At 62.9% G+C, this 17,823-nt stretch carries 22 protein-coding genes; 8 read left to right on the top strand and 14 right to left on the bottom strand.

Translation table 11 applies throughout. From position 1 onward, the window contains the following. Positions 1 to 107: 107 nt before the first annotated feature. Entirely contained in the window at positions 108 to 569 is a 462-nt protein-coding gene (locus LB556_RS21755) for a hypothetical protein (protein ID WP_224569778.1), read from the bottom strand. 85 nt (positions 570 to 654) lie between these two features. Further along, the gene (locus LB556_RS21750) at positions 655 to 915 is read right to left on the bottom strand and encodes a hypothetical protein (RefSeq protein WP_224569777.1); all 261 of its coding nucleotides are present in this window, start codon (positions 913 to 915) and stop codon (positions 655 to 657) included. Positions 916 to 956: 41 nt separating this feature from the next. Between LB556_RS21750 and LB556_RS21745 the strand changes: the two genes are divergently transcribed. Next, the gene (locus LB556_RS21745; protein WP_224569776.1) at positions 957 to 1,121 is read left to right on the top strand and encodes a hypothetical protein; all 165 of its coding nucleotides are present in this window, start codon (positions 957 to 959) and stop codon (positions 1,119 to 1,121) included. A 50-nt stretch (positions 1,122 to 1,171) separates the two neighbouring features. Here the strand turns inward: LB556_RS21745 and LB556_RS21740 are convergent, their stop codons facing one another. Further along, complete coding sequence (locus LB556_RS21740; protein WP_224569775.1) at positions 1,172 to 1,678, bottom strand: DUF1993 family protein; 507 nt, start codon at positions 1,676 to 1,678, stop codon at positions 1,172 to 1,174. 141 nt (positions 1,679 to 1,819) lie between these two features. Between LB556_RS21740 and LB556_RS21735 the strand changes: the two genes are divergently transcribed. Beyond that, on the top strand, positions 1,820 to 2,869 hold the full coding sequence (locus tag LB556_RS21735; RefSeq protein WP_224569774.1) for a DUF1176 domain-containing protein: 1,050 nt from the start codon (positions 1,820 to 1,822) through the stop codon (positions 2,867 to 2,869). A 17-nt stretch (positions 2,870 to 2,886) separates the two neighbouring features. Here the strand turns inward: LB556_RS21735 and LB556_RS21730 are convergent, their stop codons facing one another. The 7 genes from LB556_RS21730 to LB556_RS21700 are packed head-to-tail and all read right to left on the bottom strand — an operon-like array spanning position 2,887 to position 9,229. Then, a complete protein-coding gene (locus tag LB556_RS21730; protein ID WP_224569773.1) occupies positions 2,887 to 3,783 on the bottom strand; it encodes an alpha/beta hydrolase family protein in 897 nt (298 codons plus the stop codon). A 32-nt stretch (positions 3,784 to 3,815) separates the two neighbouring features. After that, the gene (locus LB556_RS21725) at positions 3,816 to 5,426 is read right to left on the bottom strand and encodes an NTP transferase domain-containing protein (protein ID WP_224569772.1); all 1,611 of its coding nucleotides are present in this window, start codon (positions 5,424 to 5,426) and stop codon (positions 3,816 to 3,818) included. After that, positions 5,423 to 6,127 (bottom strand): XdhC family protein, encoded by a 705-nt coding sequence (locus LB556_RS21720; protein WP_224569771.1) that lies wholly within the window; start codon positions 6,125 to 6,127, stop codon positions 5,423 to 5,425. Before LB556_RS21720 ends, LB556_RS21725 begins: the two co-directional genes overlap by 4 nt. A 4-nt stretch (positions 6,128 to 6,131) precedes the next feature. Then, positions 6,132 to 6,470 carry an XdhC family protein gene (locus tag LB556_RS21715; protein WP_127280086.1) on the bottom strand — a complete coding sequence of 113 codons (339 nt, stop codon included), beginning with the start codon at positions 6,468 to 6,470 and terminating at the stop codon, positions 6,132 to 6,134. Positions 6,471 to 6,519: 49 nt separating this feature from the next. Then, positions 6,520 to 7,770, bottom strand: coding sequence for a vWA domain-containing protein (locus LB556_RS21710; RefSeq protein ID WP_224569770.1), 1,251 nt, complete (start codon positions 7,768 to 7,770; stop codon positions 6,520 to 6,522). Positions 7,771 to 7,775: 5 nt separating this feature from the next. Further along, a complete protein-coding gene (locus tag LB556_RS21705; protein ID WP_224569769.1) occupies positions 7,776 to 8,705 on the bottom strand; it encodes an AAA family ATPase in 930 nt (309 codons plus the stop codon). Further along, positions 8,702 to 9,229: a flavin reductase gene (locus tag LB556_RS21700; protein WP_224569768.1), complete on the bottom strand. Its 528-nt coding sequence runs from the start codon at positions 9,227 to 9,229 to the stop codon at positions 8,702 to 8,704. The genes LB556_RS21705 and LB556_RS21700 overlap by 4 nt, the downstream gene beginning before the upstream one ends. Before the next feature lie 180 nt (positions 9,230 to 9,409). Here LB556_RS21700 and LB556_RS21695 point away from each other — a divergent pair, with 180 nt between their 5' ends. Further along, complete coding sequence (locus LB556_RS21695) at positions 9,410 to 10,480, top strand: branched-chain amino acid ABC transporter substrate-binding protein (RefSeq protein WP_224569767.1); 1,071 nt, start codon at positions 9,410 to 9,412, stop codon at positions 10,478 to 10,480. Further along, the gene (locus LB556_RS21690; protein WP_224569766.1) at positions 10,480 to 11,496 is read left to right on the top strand and encodes a P1 family peptidase; all 1,017 of its coding nucleotides are present in this window, start codon (positions 10,480 to 10,482) and stop codon (positions 11,494 to 11,496) included. The genes LB556_RS21695 and LB556_RS21690 overlap by 1 nt, the downstream gene beginning before the upstream one ends. 18 nt (positions 11,497 to 11,514) lie before the next feature. Here the strand turns inward: LB556_RS21690 and LB556_RS21685 are convergent, their stop codons facing one another. Next, positions 11,515 to 11,769, bottom strand: a complete 255-nt coding sequence (locus LB556_RS21685; protein ID WP_023773164.1) for a DUF2171 domain-containing protein — start codon at positions 11,767 to 11,769, stop codon at positions 11,515 to 11,517. A gap of 222 nt (positions 11,770 to 11,991) precedes the next feature. Between LB556_RS21685 and purB the strand changes: the two genes are divergently transcribed. After that, positions 11,992 to 13,299, top strand: a complete 1,308-nt coding sequence (gene purB, locus LB556_RS21680; protein ID WP_224569765.1) for an adenylosuccinate lyase — start codon at positions 11,992 to 11,994, stop codon at positions 13,297 to 13,299. A gap of 178 nt (positions 13,300 to 13,477) precedes the next feature. On the opposite strand, the gene LB556_RS21675 is transcribed toward purB, so the two are convergent. Then, positions 13,478 to 14,290: a VOC family protein gene (locus tag LB556_RS21675; RefSeq protein ID WP_224569871.1), complete on the bottom strand. Its 813-nt coding sequence runs from the start codon at positions 14,288 to 14,290 to the stop codon at positions 13,478 to 13,480. Positions 14,291 to 14,519: 229 nt separating this feature from the next. Between LB556_RS21675 and LB556_RS21670 the strand changes: the two genes are divergently transcribed. Then, a complete protein-coding gene (locus LB556_RS21670) occupies positions 14,520 to 15,074 on the top strand; it encodes an RBBP9/YdeN family alpha/beta hydrolase (protein ID WP_224569764.1) in 555 nt (184 codons plus the stop codon). Between the two features lie 2 nt (positions 15,075 to 15,076). Here LB556_RS21670 and LB556_RS21665 read toward each other — a convergent pair whose 3' ends face one another. Next, positions 15,077 to 15,850 (bottom strand): HpcH/HpaI aldolase family protein, encoded by a 774-nt coding sequence (locus LB556_RS21665; protein WP_224569763.1) that lies wholly within the window; start codon positions 15,848 to 15,850, stop codon positions 15,077 to 15,079. Between the two features lie 106 nt (positions 15,851 to 15,956). Next, positions 15,957 to 16,277 (bottom strand): DUF1476 domain-containing protein, encoded by a 321-nt coding sequence (locus LB556_RS21660; RefSeq protein ID WP_224569762.1) that lies wholly within the window; start codon positions 16,275 to 16,277, stop codon positions 15,957 to 15,959. Between the two features lie 274 nt (positions 16,278 to 16,551). Here LB556_RS21660 and purC point away from each other — a divergent pair, with 274 nt between their 5' ends. Beyond that, positions 16,552 to 17,346, top strand: coding sequence for a phosphoribosylaminoimidazolesuccinocarboxamide synthase (gene purC / locus LB556_RS21655; RefSeq protein WP_224569761.1), 795 nt, complete (start codon positions 16,552 to 16,554; stop codon positions 17,344 to 17,346). Between the two features lie 43 nt (positions 17,347 to 17,389). Then, on the top strand, positions 17,390 to 17,632 hold the full coding sequence (gene purS, locus LB556_RS21650) for a phosphoribosylformylglycinamidine synthase subunit PurS (protein WP_224569870.1): 243 nt from the start codon (positions 17,390 to 17,392) through the stop codon (positions 17,630 to 17,632). The last annotated feature ends 191 nt before the right edge of the window (positions 17,633 to 17,823 follow it).

The following is a 17,823-nucleotide window of genomic DNA, read 5'->3' as shown; positions in this document are numbered from 1 at the left end:
ATGATGCCGAAAAGTGTGAAGCGGTTTTCGGATGACATCATGCTCTATCTCTTTGATTTAGAGTCGGATTCAGATTTCAGGTCGACTCGACCTGAAATCATCCGGCTCTAGCGGCGTGCGCCGGCCAAGGCCCGGCGCTTGGCCTCGTCGATCAGCATATTCGCGATCTGCATGCGGATCATGGCGCGCTGGCGCAGATGCGGGGCGACGCGATCGGGATGGTTGGCGAAGGCAAAGCTGCGGCGCATGCGGCTGAAATCGGCGCCCCCCTTGGGCCGATCCAGTCCCAGTTCGGCAGCGATCGATTCAGGATCGATCGGCGGCAGCTTTTCCTCGGGCTTCGGCTCTTCGCCGGCCAGGGCCAGCTTGGCGTGGTCCAGCAAGGCGGCGAATTCGCTCGCCAAATCGGAGCCTGCCTCGCGATATTCCGCGGCGGATACCTTGATGCGACCGGAATGGAGCTCATCGGCCACCGACAGATAGTCGAACGGAATGGACGGACGCGCGCCCGCCTCGTCGCTCTCGATGCCATCACCCTTGTTGGAGGCAACGAAGAGGTCGTCGAGCAACGAAGCGAAATCACGCGTGGCGCTGGTAGCGATGTCGGCCTCCCTTGCTCGACTGTTCTGTTATCAGAAACATAGGACCCGCTCGTTAAGAATAGATGCCAACGGTCTTGATGAATTTAGCTGTTCGAAAGATTGCGTCCGGCTCAATAAACAAAAAGCCGGACTGCACCTTCGTGCAGCCCGGAAATTCGCCAGGAGTGGCGAGGAAAAACCGGCCATGTGCCAGCATCCAAGTGTACGGCGGGCGTTGCGCGAATGTTTCACCGCGCCGCACGAGAATTTTATGAAAAATCATCCGGACATGGCAGGCATGCAAATGCTGCACTGCACAATTGTCACGATTCACCTATATTGGCTGCCGTGGAGGACCAACCAGGAGCCTGAATCATGGGTTTCTTCACGGAAATGTTCGCCCGCCCGCGCCCGCAGGAACATCTGAGATACCGCGCGGCGCTCGCGCTGCTTCATTCGATGAGCAATGCCGAGCGCGCCGATATCGGCATCAAGCCCGCGGATTTCCCGCGCATCGCCCGCGAAATGTCCATCCGCTAAGCAGGCTGCGAGATGTCCCGGACCGATCCGGGACATCTCGCATTGCACCTTCAACGCGATCCCAGAAACGTCGCCTTGCCCAGCGGCACGCCATTGTGGCGAAGGATGTCGTAGCCGGTGGTGAGGTGGAAATAGAAGTTGGGCATGGCCAGATGCAGCAGGTACTGCATGCCGCCTATCGTCGTTTTACGTCCGCCGAGCTTCAACTCGATCGTCTTGTCTTCGGAACCGTCGATATCGGCGGTCGAAAAAGTCGACAGATGGGCCAGTGTCTTGGCGATCCTCGCCTCGAGATCGGCAAAGCTTGCCTCATTGTCCTCATATTTCGGTACTTCGCGGCCAGCCAGCCGCGAAGGCGCTCCCTTGGCATGGTCGGTTGCGATCTGCACCTGCCGGGTCAAAGCGAACATGTCGGGCGCAAGCCGCGCGGTCAAAAACACCTGCGGGTCGATCTTGCGGTCAATCGCATTCTGTTCGGCGGCCGCCAGCACACTGGAAAGTGCCTTCAGCCTGGCTGAAAACACGGGAACGGATGCCTCATACATCGATATCGTCACGTCAGATCTCCTGTCCGGTCTGAGCGCCGGCGGAAGGCAGGTAGCGCCTCCGCGCACGATTCTTCAAGCCGCAGCCGCACGGCGTCACCACGTCGCCGCAATCGCCATGGTAGAATCTTCGTTATCGAGCGGAGATTCCCGATGAGACGCGTCCTTCTCGCAGCGACTGCCCTTCTCTGCCTTGCCCCTGCAGGCCAAGCAGCATTGGCAGCCAGCGACAGGCCTGAAGCGCCTTACGTCGATGACCGGTCGAGCGCGGATGCGGTCGTCCGCTCTCTCTACAGCGCCATCAACCGGCATGAATTCGCCCGCGCCTGGGGTTATTACGGCGATACAAAGCCGGCAAAGGATTTCGATACATTCGTCAAAGGCTATGACGGCACCGATACGGTGGAGGTCAAGACCGGCGCTATTTCCGACGAGGGCGCAGCAGGCAGCATCTATTACAACGTGCCGGTCGCCATCCAGGCAACCGACAAGAGGGGCGAGGCGAAGGTCTTCGCCGGCTGCTACACGCTGCGCCAGGTCAACGCCCAGATCCAGGCGCCGCCGTTCCAGCCGATCTTCATCGACAAGGGCGCGCTGAAACCATCCACCGCGGATTTCGACGAAGCGTTGCCGCCGAGCTGCGGTGACGGTCCGCCGCCGCCGAAGAAGGATACGGCGCTGGAGCAGGCCAAGAAGGCTTTCCTTGCGACCTATGGCGACCAGTGCGACAAGCAACTCCTGGCCAAAGAGCCGGAAGTCTTTTCGATCACGTACAAGGACAAGAATGCTCAGCCGGGCGATCCGGACAAGGAAACCCGGCTGTTCCACTTCTCCTGCTCGGCCGCCGCCTACAATGAAAGCTCGGTCTACTACATGACCGACGAGGCGGACGGTGTCAGGCAATTGCAGTTCGCCGAGCCGGAGACCGATATACGCTACGAGAACAACGACAGCGACGGTAAGCTGTTGAGCGTGACGGTGATCGGCTTCCGGACCACAGGGTGGGCGGTCAATTCCGACTATGACCAGGTGGCTCACACCATCACCACGTTCAACAAATGGCGCGGCGTCGGCGATGCTTCCGATGCCGGGATCTATCTGTTCCGCAACGGCGATTTTTCGCTGGTCCAGTATGACGTCGACGCGTCCTATGACGGCGAGGAGAATCCGCAGACGATCGTCGACTACAACACCGCGCCTTAGAGCGGCCGATGCATTGGCTATTGCGGCGCTTTCGACAGCATCCAGTTGAGCGTTCCACGCCAGTCGACCATGCGGATTGGCGTGCCGTGGGTACCGGTTTCGAAACGAACAAAACGGGTCGGATAGGTCTTTGATTTCGCAAGGATCGAGCGGAAGAAGGCTTCCTGACTTGCGACCGGAAAGACCACGTCATGGCTGCCCTGGCCGAAGAAGACCGGCACGCGGCGTTTGAAGGCGGGACTGCTGAAAAAGCTCTCGTCCCAAAGGGAACCCAGGAGCAACAAACCGTCGATGCGGCCGCCCGTGTCCTTGCGTCCCGCAAGCTTCCAGCACAGCGCCCCACCCATCGAGCCGCACGCGACGAAGACTTTCGCGCCCGGAGATTGGTCGGCATAATGATCGATCACGGCCGCGACCTGCGCCGCTCCCTTGTCGCCGAAGTCGGGGAAATCCGGAGAGATATAGAGGCCGCCACTGCCGGCCATCAGGTTCTTGATGCGGTTGAAATTGCCGCCGAAGGTGAAGTCGTCGACGCCCTGCTTGCGGCTGCCCCCTTGCCCGTGCAGGTAGAGCACGATGACGGCGGCGCCTTGCGTCTTGCCGACGGCGACGTGCCTGACATCGCCGGCATCCGTCTTCAGCATCAGATCCTGCTGCACCTTGCGCACACTGGTATCGGTATATTGCGGATGTACACGCTTTTCCGGCACCTCGTCGCGCTGGTTGATGTCGCGCATTTCACGGTAGTCGAGGACCGTGTAGGCGCCATTGCCGTCAGACGAGAGCGTGGCCGGATAGGCGAAGAGATCGTCCTTGAAGGGTTTTAGCTCGAGCGCGTCGGCATGACCGGCGATGCCTAGAAGAGATGCAGCGGCCACAAAGGCGTGGAGAGGAAAAAGAAAACGAAAAGCCATGCCGAAGGCTTGCGTAATTCGGCCCGGGTTTGTCAATCCTGCAGCACGCCGCCGGCGCCTTTCAGCGCTTCTCGCGTGTCGACGTCGACGGACGCGCCCTCGCCGATCTCGACATCGATGACATCGAGCCCCTCGGCCTCGACCAGATGGCGTGCGCCGGTGTCGCCTTCGAGATGGGCGATGGCCGCGAACAGCGAACGCGGCAGGAGCACCGGATTGCCGCGTTTGCCTTCGTGCGAGGCGCGAACCACGGAATTGCCTCCGGCCGTGCGGAACGCATCGATCAGCCGGTCGAGGTCGTCAGGTGCCACGCCCGGCATGTCTGCGAGAACGATCATTGCACCGGCGATGTCTTGCGGCAGATAGGCAATACCGGCTTTCAGCGACGTGGACAGGCCGTCGGCAAAGTCGGGATTATCGGCGAAGGTAACGTCGAGGCCTGACAATGCCGCGCGGACGCGCTCGCGCTGATGGCCAGTGACGACGATCGTGCCCGAAGCCTTCGAGGCGAGAGCGCGTTCGGTGGTGCGGCGCACCAACGGCTGGCCGTCGAACAGCGCCATCAGCTTGTTCGGTCCGCCCATGCGGCTCGACCGGCCCGCCGCCAGAAGCACGATGCCGACCTTGAGCCGGTTTCTGGCCGGCAGCGGCTCGCGCGGCTGCGGCCGCGTCGGTATCTCCATCAGCAGGCCGCCGACACCCATGCCGGCGATGTCGCCCGCCGTGACGTCAAGGCCGGCAATCAACCGGTCGAGCACCCAGTCGAAGCCGTTCTCCTTGGGGCTGCGGGCGCAGCCAGGCGCGCCGATGACGCGCTTGCCGGCGAGCGTGCCGAGCACCAGCAGATTCCCGGGATCGACGGGCATGCCCGCACGCACGACAGTCCCGCCGGCCCTCTCGATCGCCGCCGGAACGACATCGGCGAAATCGCTCATGGCGGAGGCCCCGAAGATCACCACCATGTCGTTGTCGCGCGCCAGCGCGATGGCGGCCTCGGCGACAGGAGCGATCTCATGCGGCGTGCGGCGCTCCGCCGTCAGCCTGCCGCCCGAGCGCGCCAGCCGTGCTTCGGTGACGCGCAACGTCTTGTCGAGCACACCGGGCTTGATGCCCGGCAGCACGGTCTGAATGACACCGACACGCACCGGCCGGTAGGCGTTGACGGCAAAGATTTCGCCGTCGGCGCAGACTTCCCTCACGGCATCGACCAGCGCGGTAGAGACCGCGAAGGGAATGATCTTCACCGTCGCAACCATCTGGCCCTTCTCCACCGGCGCGTGCCGGGCCAGCGTGGCGATGGTGATGGCGGGATCGACGGCATTGATGGCGTCGATGACAGTTGCATCGACCGTGAAGATGCCAGCCGCCTTGGCGTGGAGGTTGACCCGACCGGTGGCGGCGGGCCGCGCCTCGATGCCGCCAAAGGTCATGCTCTCGGCAATTCTTTGCGCCGCGGCGTCCTCGCCGAGATCGTCCGGGGCCAACACGGCCGCGACGATTTCCACGATGCCGGCCCTCTTGAGCGTGGAGACATCTTCGGCGCTCAGCCTGTGCGCCTTGCGAAATCGCCTTTCGCCGGCGGTGGTGGCGTGCGCCAGCACCGCCCCCTCGGCGGCCTCGATCGGTATCGGACCGAATTTCACGCCGCCGCGCCCTTCACATCGAGGCCGCGCGAGCGGAAGGCAAGGATTGTCTGCGCAAGAATGGCGACGGCGATCTCGGCGGGGCTTGCCGCCCCGATGTCCAGGCCGATCGGCGCGTGGATACGCGCGACCTGGTCGGCACTCGCGCCCAGCGCCAGCAAGCGCTCGACGCGCTTGGCATGCGTCTTGCGGCTGCCGAGCGCCCCGACATAGAAACAGTTGGCGTCGAGTGCCGCCTTCAGCGCGAAATCATCAATCTTCGGGTCATGGGTGACGGCTGCGAGCGCGGTGTAACTGTCGAGCGGCTGGCGATCCAGCACATCCTGCGGCCAGTCGGCATGCAAGGCGACATCAGGAAAACGGTCCGGCGTGGCGAAGGCGGAGCGCGGATCGATGATCTCGAGGGGATAGCCGGCGATCCTGGCCATCGGCGCGAGCGCCTGGCTGATATGGACGGCGCCGATCACCATCAGGCGCGGCTGCGGCAGGTGCGCATTGAGAAAGAAGGTCCGTCCTTCCGCCTCGACGGCACCGGAACTGCCGGATCGAAACGCCTTGGCGATCGCCGCTCCGAGATCGCCGGCGACCTGGTCGCCCTCGCGCACGATACGGTCACGGCCATCACCGAGATCGGTGACGAGGATCGCCGCGCGGCGGGCGCGCCGCTCGGCATTGAGCGTTTTCAGCGCGTAGGGATCCATTGGATCAGCCGAGCCTTTCCACATAGACCTTGATGCGGCCGCCACAGGACAGGCCCACCTGCCAGGCCGTCTCATCTGCAACGCCGAACTCAAGCATCCTGGCTTTGCCGGAGCCGATGACGTCGACCGCCTCGGTCACGACAGCGCCCTCGACGCAGCCGCCCGAAACGGAGCCGTGGAAGTTGCCATCGGCATCGATGACAAGGTGGCTGCCGACCGGACGCGGCGCCGAACCCCAAGTTTCCACCACGGTGGCGATAGCGACATCCTTGCCGTCCTTCATCCAGGCTTCCGCGATGATCAGCGGATCGCGGGCCTCATCGAGATAAATGCTGTCGCTCATGGTTGCTTCTCTCACGGTCTGTTTTTCCAAGGAGCAGGGAGACATATGGCTATGCGGCGCGCCTCGCGCCAGCATCCATCCACCGCCGCGGATCGACCGAAAGCGCCGATTTCTTGTCCAGCGAGGCGCAGAGATCGGCGAGCGCGTCGAGATTGTGTACAGAGCGGAATTCGTCGACATGTGGCAGCATCGCCTTCACACCGCGCGGGCGCGCCTGAAAACCGTCGAAGCGCAGCAACGGATTCAGCCAGATCAGCCGCCGGCAGGATTTGTGCAGCCGCTCCATCTCTTCCGACAAGCCCACGACATCATCGCGCTCCAGCCCGTCGGTGATCAGAAGCACGACCGCGCCCTGCCCCAGCACCCGACGAGACCATACAAGGTTGAACTCGGCCAGCGTATCGCCGATGCGCGTGCCGCCCGACCAGTCCTTGACCGCCGCCGCGCACTCGGCAAGGGCGGCATCGGGGTCCCGGTGGCGCATCTGCCGGGTAAGATTGGTCAGCCGCGTGCCAAAGACGAAGGTGTGCACGCGCCGGCGCTTTTCCGTCAGCGCATGCAGGAAATGCAGGAAGATTCGCGTGTACTGGCTCATCGAACCAGAGATATCGGCGAGCACCACCAGCGGCGGGTGGACCTCGCGGAGCGAGCGGAATTTCGGCAGGATCAGTTCACCGCCGGTGCGTGCCGCCGAGCGCATCATGGCGCGTGGATCGATGCGGCGGCCACGGGCATCGGCCTTGAAGCGCCTTGTCCGCACCATATCGACGGGCAGCCGCAACGCCGCGATGGCATTTTTGGCATCGGCCATCTCGGCAGCGTTCATCTGCGCGAAATCCTTGCCGCGCAACAGCTCATTGCCGGAGAAGGTAAAGCGGGCATCGACCTCTATCTCGGGGATTTCCCGCGGCGGCTGGTTCTTCTGATGACCCTCGAACATCGCCTGGCTGACGCGGCTTTCAGCCGGACGCGGCTTCTGCTTCTCCCTGACGTCAGGCGCCACCGGCGAAAACATCGCCAGCAGTTTCTCGATCAGTTCGCGCGATTTCCAGAACAGCCTGAAGGCTTCGTCGAAGGTCTGGTGATCCTCGTGCCTGGACACAAGAACGGCGTGCAGCGTCCAGTAGAAATCATCGCGCGAGCCGATGCCGGCGACGAGCACCGCCTCGATCGCATCCTTGACCGAGGCCGGCCCGACGCGCATGCCGGCCTTGCGCAGGGTGCGGGCGAAATAGACGATGTTGTCGGCGATCCGGCCGTCCGCCGTCGCCTCTCTGGGGTCAGGACGGGACGCCTTCATTCCCGCTACTCCGCCGCCGCGAGCTCGGCCTTGACCTGGTCGAGGATGCGCCGGCCTTCGCCCGCGCCGATGCGGGCAATGTCGTCCTGGTACTTCAACAATACGCCGATCGTGTCGGACACGGTCTCCGGATCGAGCGCCACCTTGTCGAGTTCGGTCAGCGCACCGGCCCAGTCGATGGTCTCGGCGACGCCCGGCACCTTGAACAGCTCGATCTGGCGCAGCTTCTGGATGAACGACACCACTTCGGCCGAAAGGCGCTGGTTGGCCCGAGGCACCTTGCGGCGCACGATCTCAAGTTCGCGCTCGGCATTGGGATAATCGACCCAGTGATAGAGGCAGCGCCGCTTCAGCGCGTCGTGAATCTCGCGCGTTCGGTTGGTGGTGATGATGACGATCGGCGGCTCTTCGGCCTTGATCGTGCCCAACTCAGGCACCGTCACCTGAAAGTCCGAGAGGATTTCGAGCAGGAAGGCTTCGAAGGCCTCGTCGGTGCGGTCGAGTTCGTCGATCAGGAAGACCGGGGCCGCATTTGCCTTGCCGGTCAGCGCATCGAGCACCGGCCGGCGGATCAGGTATTTTTCAGAAAAGACGTTACGCTCCATGGCGGAGCGATCGACCTTGCCAGCCGCCTCCTCCATGCGGATCTCGATCATCTGCGCGGCGTAGTTCCATTCATAGACCGCCGAGGAGACGTCGAGCCCTTCATAGCACTGCAGGCGGATCAGCCGGCGGCCAAGCGCCTCGGCCAACACCTTGGCGATCTCGGTCTTGCCGACGCCGGCCTCGCCCTCGAGAAAAAGCGGCCGTTTCATGCGCAGCGACAAGAAAAGCACCGTTGCCAGCGACCGGTCCGCGACATAGTCCGCGCCGGTCAGCAGATCGAGCGTCTCGTCGATCGTCCGCGGCGCAGGGCGCGGTTTCAAGTCGCTCATTCGTTCTCCGTGGGTGCGGCCGCCCCACTTTCCAGGACGTGGTAGCCGCGCGCGTGGTAGATCAGCGGTCGCAAATTATCGCCCATGCGCAGGCCTGTCACCTTGCCAAAAAGCACACGATGGGTGGCGAGGTCCTTGGTGTCGATCAACTCGCAGTCGAATACGGCGAGCGCGCCCTTCAGCGTCGGTGCGCCGGTGGAAATCACGTCCCATTCGCCGAGCGCAAAGCGCTCTTCGACCGGCAGGCCGGTCATGCCGGAAAATCCGATCGACAGCGGTTCCTGATGCGAAGCCAGCGTGTTCAGGGCAAATCTGCCGTTCTTCACGAACAGCTCATTCTTGGCATTTTCACGATTGAGGCAGACCAGGATGGTCGGCGGCGTGTCCGACACCGAACAGGCGGCGATCACCGTCGTCCCGCGCCTGCCGGCGGGTCCGTCGGTGGTAACCACATGGACGTGACCGGCAAAATGGCTCATCGCGTCGCGATACGCTTGCGGTCCAATATCGTTCTTCTTCAGCACTGGAATTTTTCCATGGCCATTGTTCGCCTGACATATATGGCCAGATATCCCATGCCACAAGCGAAGTGCTTGGCCCATATCCCGAATTCGCGTGTTGCACCAAGACCGGACAGCCTTTAGGTCTTGGCGGGAATTGGTGCCCGCGCGCGTGTCGCGGGCTTGGAGGGACGGTTCGGCAGGATGCGATCGGGGGCAACGATATCCATCGCGCTGGCCTGGCTGTTGCTGACCGGTGCCGCCGGCGCCCAGACGCTCACGATCGGCGTCGCCGCGCCCCTGTCGGGACCATCGGCTATCCTCGGCAAACAGATCGAGGCCGGCGCCGGGCTGGCGGCAGAGGTGAAAGGCGTCCAGCTCAAGATCGTGGATGACGCCTGCACCGGGGACGGCGGTGCCGCGGCGGCCAGGGAGTTCGCCGCAGCCAAGGTCAATGTCGTGATCGGCTTCCTCTGCACGGAGGCGATCGAGGCCGCGATGCCTGTCCTGAAGGATGCCAACATCCCGGTCATCACCGTCGGCGTGCGAACCGAAAGCCTGACCGACCGCCGCGCCAAGACCGGCTGGCCGGTCTATCGTCTCGGGCCGCGTGGCGATGACGAGCGCAACGCAGTCGCCTCTAACCTCACCCGGCTCTGGCGTGACGACCTGTTCGCCATCATCGACGACGGCACCATCTATGGCCGCGAGATCGCCGAGACATTTCGCGCCGCGGCGGAGCAGGCTGCGCTGAAACCGGTCTTCGTCGACACGTTCCGGCCGCAGCTCGACAACCAGATCGGCCTGATCGGACGACTGAAAAAGGCCGGCGCCACGCATGTCTTTGCCGGCGGCGACGGCGATGACATCGCCATCATGGGGCGCGATGCAGCTCAACTCCAGGCGGGCATCGTCTTTGCCGGCGGCGAAAACCTGCGCACGCCGCCGGGCGACGTTCCTTATGCGACGGGCACGCTGATGATCGCGCCGCCCGAATGGGCCGATGTCGCCGACCCGAAAGTGCTGGAAGGCTTCGCCGCGCAAAAGATCATGCCGGACGGCTACACCTTGCCGGCCTATGCAGCCGTCGAGATCGCCAAGGCGGCGGCGGACGCTGCAAGCTCCGGCAAGCCGCTGACCGACGCACTCACCGGGCATGACTTCACCACGGCGATCGGGCCGATCCGCTTCGACGCCAAGGGTGACCTCACCCAGAGCCCCTACCGTGTGTTCCGCTTCGACGGCACCCGCTTCGTGCCCCTGGAAAACAACTGATGTTTCGTACCGGCCCGCGCAACCTCATATCGGACGTTGCCGGCCTGCGCGTCGGCAATGCTTCCGATGCCAGGCTGAAGTCAGGCGTGACAACTGTGCTTTGCGACGAGCCGGTCGTAGCCGGTGTCCAGATTCTTGGTGGCGCGCCGGGCACCCGTGAGACGGATTTGCTGGAACCGCACAATTCCATCGAGAAAATCCATGCCGTCGTGCTGTCGGGGGGTTCGGCTTTCGGCCTCGATGCCGCGTCGGGCGTTCAGGCCGCACTGCGCGAACGCGGCATCGGCTTCGAGGTGGGCGGGTTCCGGGTGCCGATCGTGCCGGCGGCGATCCTGTTCGACCTGCGCAATGGCGGCGACAAGGACTGGGGCCGATATCCGCCCTATCGCGACCTCGGCTATGACTCGGTGCAGGCTGCCGCCGTCGATTTCCAGCTGGGCACGGCGGGCGCCGGCACCGGCGCGCTGACTTCGGGGCTGAAGGGCGGCTTGGGTTCCGCCTCGACGCTGCTGGACAATGGCGTCACCATCGGCGCGCTGGCCGCCGTCAATCCGACCGGCTCGGTGACCGTCGGCAGCACCCGCCATTTCTGGGCGGCACCCTTCGAGATCGGCAATGAATTCGGCAAGCTCGGCTATCCCGTGCCCATGCCCGAAGACGCGAGGACGATCTTGCTGAAATACCGCGGGGATCAGGGACGGCAGACGGAAGGCGGCAACACGACCATAGCGGTCATCGCCACGGACGCGGTCCTCACCAAGGCCGCCGCCAAACGTTTGGCGATTTCGGCACATGACGGCTTCGTGCGCGCCATCTGGCCGACGCATACGCCGGCCGACGGGGACCTGGTGTTCGCGCTGGCCACCGGCAAGAGCGGGATCGAACTCACCGCCGACGCGGCGGTCGACCTCTACGCCGCTGCCGGGGCCACGATGGCGCGCGCCATCAGCCGTGGCGTGTTTGCCGCGACGCGAGCCGACAACGACCTGTTTCCGGTCTGGTCGGCGCGCCGCTAGTCCGGCTAAAGCCTTCGATCAAACTGGATCGGATTTTTCTTCCTCGAACGTCACCGCGACATCGGAATTCGCGGACAGCCACACCTTCTTGCCATCGACCTCAGCGACGAGGGCCAGCGAAATATAATGGTGATGGCCCTTGTGAGCGCCCTCGCCGCTATCGGCCTTGGTCAGCTTGATGCGCTGGCCATCAACCTTGTCGACGGTGCCAATATGCACGCCATCGGCGCCGACGACTTCCATGTGCTCACGAATTTTGCTGGTGTCGGTCATGGTGGTTCTCCATTGGGATTGCCGACAATAACAAATTGCGAGCGGATTGGATGCATCGGCTGTGGTCGGCACGGCGTTTTGACTTGGCGATCCTCTCACCAGGGAGATGGCGTCTCGTCAGCCGTAGTGCACGCCTCTGGTTTGCGCGGCAGCAACGTTGAGCATTTTGCCCACCTCTGTTAGGACGCGGCCAACGCAACGCGAAGCTGGAAAACGATCCGTATGATCCCTCGCTACTCCCGGCCGGAAATGGTCGCCATCTGGTCGCCCGAAACCAGGTTTCGCATCTGGTTCGAAATCGAGGCCCATGCCTGCGATGCGCTGGCCGAACTGGGCGTCATTCCCAAGGAAGCGGCCAAAACCATCTGGGAAAAGGGAAGCGCGGCGGAATTCGACGTCGACAAGATCGACGCGATCGAGCGCGTCACCAAGCACGACGTGATCGCCTTCCTCACCCATCTTGCCGAATTCGTCGGGCCCGACGCGCGCTTCATCCATCAGGGCATGACCTCTTCGGACGTGCTCGACACCTGCTTTGCGGTGCAACTCACCCGTGCCAGCGACATCCTGCTCGCCGACATCGATGCGTTGCTTGCCGCACTCAAGCGCCGCGCCTTCGAGCACAAGGACACCGTCACCATCGGCCGTAGCCACGGCATCCACGCCGAACCGACCACCTTCGGCATCAAGCTGGCGCAGGCCTATGCCGAGTTCTCGCGCTGCCGCGAGCGGCTGGTGCACGCGCGCGAAGACATCGCGACCTGTGCCATTTCAGGGGCGGTCGGCACCTTCGCCAACATCGAGCCCTATGTCGAGGAGCATGTTGCCCAGAAGCTCGGCCTGAAGCCGGAACCGGTATCGACGCAGGTCATCCCGCGCGACCGCCACGCCATGTTCTTCGCCACGCTCGGCGTCATCGCCTCCTCGATCGAGAGGCTGGCGATCGAGGTCCGGCATCTGCAGCGCACCGAGGTGCTGGAAGCGGAAGAGTATTTTTCGCCGGGTCAGAAAGGCTCGTCGGCAATGCCGCACAAGCGCAACCCGGTGCTGACCGAAAACCTCACCGGCCTTGCCCGCATGGTGCGTTCCATGGCGTTGCCCGCGATGGAAAACGTGGCGCTCTGGCACGAGCGCGACATCTCGCACTCCTCGGTCGAGCGCATGATCGGCCCAGACGCCACCGTGACGCTTGATTTCGCCCTGTCACGCCTGACCAGCGTCGTCGACAAGCTGGTCGTCTATCCTCAGAACATGCTGAACAACATGAACAAGTTCCGCGGCCTCGTGCATTCCCAGCGCGTGATGCTGGCACTGACGCAGGCCGGCTTGTCGCGCGAGGACTCCTATCGGCTGGTGCAGCGAAACGCGATGAAAGTATGGGAACAAGGCGCTGATTTCCTTGAAGAACTTTTGGCCGACAAAGAAGTGACCGCAGCGCTTCCGGAGGCGCAAGTCCGCGAGAAATTCGACCTGGGCTACCACACCAAGCATGTCGACACGATCTTCAAGCGGGTGTTCGGAGAGGCCTAGCTTTCCCTCTCCCCGTCTCTAGAGCCGGATGATTTCAGGTCGAGTCGACCTGAATCTGAATCCGTCTCTAAATCAAAGAGATAGAGCATGATGTTGCCCGAAAACCGCTTCACACTTTTCGGCATCATGCTCTAGACGTACATACAGTGACGGGGAGAGAAGCTGTGTCGACGCTCGATCAGGCCTTGCCTGGCACCGTCCTGATCACCGTGCCCCACGGGTCTTCACGGGTCGTTTCGCTGCTCACATTGTCGGAACGCATCTCGACCCAGGCGAGGCCCGAGCGGGACGGGTCGCGGCGGCCGGCGCCGGCGCTTTGCCATGCGTTGGCGCCGATATGATGGTGGTAATGGCCTGAAGACAGGAACACCGCCTGGCCGCCATATTTGGCGACCGTGTCGAAGCCGAATTCCTGGTTCCACCAGGCTTCGGCCTCTTCCGGCCTGCCGACGCGCAAATGGACATGGCCGACGATGCTGTTTTCCGGCGCGCCCTGCCAGCCCGCATCGCCGGCCGGCACCTCGGCAACGACAGAAGGAATGTTCATCCGCTCGGTCGCCATGGCAATCCTGTCACCGTTCCATTTCCAGTCCTGCGGGCGGCGATCGGCATAGATCTCGATCCCGTTGCCCTCGGGGTCGGTCAGGTACAGCGCTTCGCTGACCAGATGGTCCGAAGCACCCTCGATGGCGATCTTGTCTGATATGGCGTGGTTGATCCAGCGACCGAGGTCGGCACGGCTGGGCAGCAGGAAGGCCGTGTGAAAGAGCCCCGCGCTGCGCGGATCGTCCGGCTTGGCGGACGCGTCCGGCTCGAGGACCAACAGCGGACGGCCCGCAGCACCCAGGGTGATCGCGCCGTCGGCGCGGCTCAGCTCCTGCAGGCCGACAACCCGGCGGTAGTAGGCCGCGAGGCCTTCGGCGTCACGCGCCTTCAGCCCGACCCGGGCGACGCTCACCGGCGTGGTGGCGGCAAATGGCAGTTCGCTCATCATTGGTCTCCGTTGCGGCGCTTGGTGACCTCCAAAGCCAGAAGTCCCGTGCCCCGATCATTCTACGTGATGCCGGCGCCAAAATCCGGCTGTTTCTCTCCTCGCGACAGATCGTCGATCGTGATCGTTCACACAAGACAGCGAAAAGCGAACATGTTGTTCACCGTTTCGAAGATGAGCGCAACCATCAACGGTTGCATGAGACAATCGCGCTCGCTATCTCAGCGCCATGAAGGTCAAAGACGCAGATATTCTGATCGTTCCCGGTTACACCAATTCCGGGCCCGAGCATTGGCAGACCCGCTGGCAATCGAAACTGTCGACGGCGCGTCGCGTGGAGCAGGCCGAATGGTCGAAGCCGGTGCGCGAGGACTGGACGGCGAGTGTGGCCAAAGCGGTCAACGAGGCCGAGAAACCTGTCGTTCTCGTTGCCCATTCACTGGGAGTGGCGGCGGCCATACAAGCCATTCCGCAATTTCAGAAGCTGGTCGCCGGCGCCTTCTTCGTGGCGCCCCCCGACGTCGCCAATCCCAAGATCAAGCCGAGACACCTGATGACCTTCGGCCCCTATCCGCGTGAGCCGCTGCCGTTTCCGTCCATCGTGATCGCCAGCCGCAACGATCCCTTCTGTCCCTTCGATGTCGCCGAGGACATCGCCGGCGCCTGGGGCTCGCTGTTCATCGACGCCGGCGAGACCGGTCATCTCAGCGAGGATTCAGGCTTTGGCCCCTGGCCGGAGGGTTCGATGACGTTCGCCAAGTTCCTGACGGACCTGAAGCCCTAGCATCAGGCGCCGATCGAATCCTTGATGTCCTTGAGCAGGTTTTTTGCCCCCAGCGAAATAAGCGCATGCTCGGAGCCCGTGGCGAGCAGCCGGTAGCCCATCGATACGACACGGCCGGCGATGGCCGGTTCGACGACGTAGATCGCCGCATGCTTGCCGGCCTTGCGGGTGCGCTCGGCAACCGAGGCCACCGTCTCCATCATGCTTTCCAGCGTGGAACTGACCGTGGCGCCGTTGGTCCAGGCGATCGAGAAATCGGATGGCCCGAGGAAAATGCCGTCGATGCCCGGCGTGTCGAGGATGCCATCGAGCGCATCGAGCGCGGCGCGCGTCTCGACCATGGCAAAAGCCAAGGTGCGCTGGTTGGTGTCGCGCAGCCATTCGGCATAGTCGCCCTTGCCATGGCGCGGAAAGGCATAGGTCGGACCCCACGAGCGCTCGCCGAGCGGCGGATATTTCATGGCCGCGGCGAACAGCTTTGCATCGGCCACCGAGTTGACCATGGGTGCAATGACCGCTTCGGCGCCGAAATCGAGAGCCCGGCTGGCCATGTCGAAGCGGCCAACGGGAATGCGCACCAGCGCCGGCTTTCCGGTAGCCAGCACCGGCGCCAGACCGCGCAGGACGCTGTCCTCGTGATGGCCGCCATGCTGCATGTCGAGTGTGACCGCATCGAAGTCCTGCCTGGCGAGTATCTCCACTGTCAGCGCGTCCGGCACGCCCGACCACGCGGTGACCAGGGTTTCATCGGCGGCAAGACGGGACTTCAGGGACATCTGATCTCTTCCTTGTTAGGGATCGCAGTTTCAGCCCGAAACCATGGCGAAGGCAAAGAAAAACCGCCCGGCGCGGCCGGGCGGTCGATTGGTCCAGTGTGATGGATCAGGTGTTTTTGATCTGCTCGATCGCCTGCGCCATCAGTTCGTCCATGGTGCGGCGGATCTGATGATCGGATTGCTCGATGCCGGCGGCATCGAAATCCCTGCGTATCTTGCGGAACACATCGTGGTCGCCGGCTTCCTCGATGTCGGAAACGACGACTTCCTTGGCGTAGGTATCGGCGTCGGCACCGGATTTTCCGAGCTTTTCGGCGGCCCACAGACCAAGCGCCTTGTTGCGCCGCGCCGAAGCCTTGAACCGAAGCTCCTCGTCGAATGCAAATTTGCGCTCGAAGCCCTCTTCGCGGTCTTTCATGCTGCTCATGGCGTCCCTCCGGGTCAAATCCGATTCGTTGGCGGTGAATATGTGTGTTGTCGAAGCACAAACCAAAAGGTCGCGGGCCGGTCAATATGCTTCGTCATATGCTGCGCTGCGGCATTTCAGTCCCGAAAGCGGTTGATTGGAAGGATTTGCCGATTGAGCAAACGATGTGATTGGGATAGACCCGGCATTGTACGTCACCGTCGCCGCACCAATTCAGGCGCACGGACAGGAAGTGGCCGCTTGCCGCCTGTCCGGAAATCCAGAGAAAAATCAGATGAAAAATCGCCGCCGCATTTATGAAGGCAAGGCCAAGATCCTCTATGAGGGGCCGGAACCGGGCACGCTGATCCAGTTCTTCAAGGACGACGCAACGGCGTTCAACAAGAAGAAACACGAGGTGATCGACGGCAAGGGCGTGCTCAACAACCGCATTTCCGAATACATCTTCAATCATTTGAACCGCATGGGCATTCCGACCCACTTCATCCGCCGGCTCAACATGCGCGAGCAGCTGATCAAGGAAGTCGAGATTATCCCGCTTGAAGTGGTGGTGCGCAATGTCGCCGCCGGTTCGTTGTCCAAGCGCCTCGGCATCGAGGAAGGCACCGTCCTGCCGCGCTCGATCATCGAATTCTATTACAAGGCCGACGCGCTCGATGACCCGATGGTTTCGGAAGAGCACGTCACGGCATTCGGCTGGGCGAGCCCGCAGGAGATCGACGACATCATGGCGCTGGCCATCCGCGTCAACGATTTCCTCTCCGGCCTGTTCATGGGGGTTGGCATCCAGCTCGTCGACTTCAAGATCGAATGCGGCCGCCTGTTCGAGGGCGACATGATGCGCATCGTCGTCGCCGACGAGATTTCGCCGGACTCCTGCCGCCTGTGGGACGTGGCGACGCAGGACAAGCTCGACAAGGACCGTTTCCGGCGCGACATGGGCGGCCTCGTCGAGGCCTACCAGGAAGTCGCCCGCCGCCTCGGCATCATGAACGAGAACGAGCCGCCGCGCCCCACCGGTCCGGTGCTCGTCGCCTCGACCGATGGCTTCAAGGGCAAGCCGCACTGATAGCGGTTTGCCACCCCAAACCCAGAACAGGAGCATGTCCAGCGTGATCAAGGCCCGCATTACCGTCACCCTCAAAAATGGCGTTCTGGACCCACAGGGCAAGGCAATCGAGCACGCACTGTCGGGGCTGGGCTTCGGTGGCGTCGGCGCGGTGCGGCAGGGCAAGGTGTTCGACGTCGAGCTGGCGGAGACCGACAAGGCCAAGGCCGAAGCCGACCTCAAGGCCATGTGCGACAAGCTTCTGGCGAACACGGTCATCGAGAACTATAGTGTGACACTCACCTGAGGTTGTGTCGGAGGAAGCATGCCGGAAGTCACGAATGAGTTGATGTTCGAGCTGCTGAAGCACGTGCATCACGAAATTGGTGAGCTTCGTCGGGACGTTTCGGAGACGAATTGAATGTTATGCGAGGCACATGGTGGCAACGCAAAGTGACAGACCTGAACGCGTAGAACGCCGTCTCGACCTGCGCGAAC

The sequence above is a fragment of the Mesorhizobium sp. ES1-4 genome (assembly GCF_020164745.1).
Classification (GTDB): domain Bacteria; phylum Pseudomonadota; class Alphaproteobacteria; order Rhizobiales; family Rhizobiaceae; genus Mesorhizobium.
The sequence above is the reverse complement of the archived record's forward strand: the minus strand, read 5'-3'. Positions and strand labels throughout refer to the sequence as shown.

Bases quoted from the DNA above. Each gene is read 5' to 3' on its own strand.
- LB556_RS21730 (WP_224569773.1), bottom strand. From the start codon at position 3,783: ATGGCTTTTCGTTTTCTTTTTCCTCTCCACGCCTTTGTGGCCGCTGCA.
- LB556_RS21715 (WP_127280086.1), bottom strand. From the start codon at position 6,470: ATGAGCGACAGCATTTATCTCGATGAGGCCCGCGATCCGCTGATCATC.
- LB556_RS21685 (WP_023773164.1), bottom strand. From the start codon at position 11,769: ATGACCGACACCAGCAAAATTCGTGAGCACATGGAAGTCGTCGGCGCC.
- LB556_RS21690 (WP_224569766.1), top strand. From the start codon at position 10,480: ATGTTTCGTACCGGCCCGCGCAACCTCATATCGGACGTTGCCGGCCTG.
- LB556_RS21675 (WP_224569871.1), bottom strand. From the start codon at position 14,290: ATGAGCGAACTGCCATTTGCCGCCACCACGCCGGTGAGCGTCGCCCGG.
- purB (WP_224569765.1), top strand. From the start codon at position 11,992: ATGATCCCTCGCTACTCCCGGCCGGAAATGGTCGCCATCTGGTCGCCC.
- LB556_RS21670 (WP_224569764.1), top strand. From the start codon at position 14,520: ATGAAGGTCAAAGACGCAGATATTCTGATCGTTCCCGGTTACACCAAT.
- LB556_RS21720 (WP_224569771.1), bottom strand. From the start codon at position 6,127: ATGGATCCCTACGCGCTGAAAACGCTCAATGCCGAGCGGCGCGCCCGC.
- LB556_RS21745 (WP_224569776.1), top strand. From the start codon at position 957: ATGGGTTTCTTCACGGAAATGTTCGCCCGCCCGCGCCCGCAGGAACAT.
- LB556_RS21665 (WP_224569763.1), bottom strand. From the start codon at position 15,850: ATGTCCCTGAAGTCCCGTCTTGCCGCCGATGAAACCCTGGTCACCGCG.
- LB556_RS21735 (WP_224569774.1), top strand. From the start codon at position 1,820: ATGAGACGCGTCCTTCTCGCAGCGACTGCCCTTCTCTGCCTTGCCCCT.
- LB556_RS21705 (WP_224569769.1), bottom strand. From the start codon at position 8,705: ATGAGCGACTTGAAACCGCGCCCTGCGCCGCGGACGATCGACGAGACG.
- purC (WP_224569761.1), top strand. From the start codon at position 16,552: ATGAAAAATCGCCGCCGCATTTATGAAGGCAAGGCCAAGATCCTCTAT.
- LB556_RS21710 (WP_224569770.1), bottom strand. From the start codon at position 7,770: ATGAAGGCGTCCCGTCCTGACCCCAGAGAGGCGACGGCGGACGGCCGG.
- LB556_RS21695 (WP_224569767.1), top strand. From the start codon at position 9,410: ATGCGATCGGGGGCAACGATATCCATCGCGCTGGCCTGGCTGTTGCTG.
- LB556_RS21660 (WP_224569762.1), bottom strand. From the start codon at position 16,277: ATGAGCAGCATGAAAGACCGCGAAGAGGGCTTCGAGCGCAAATTTGCA.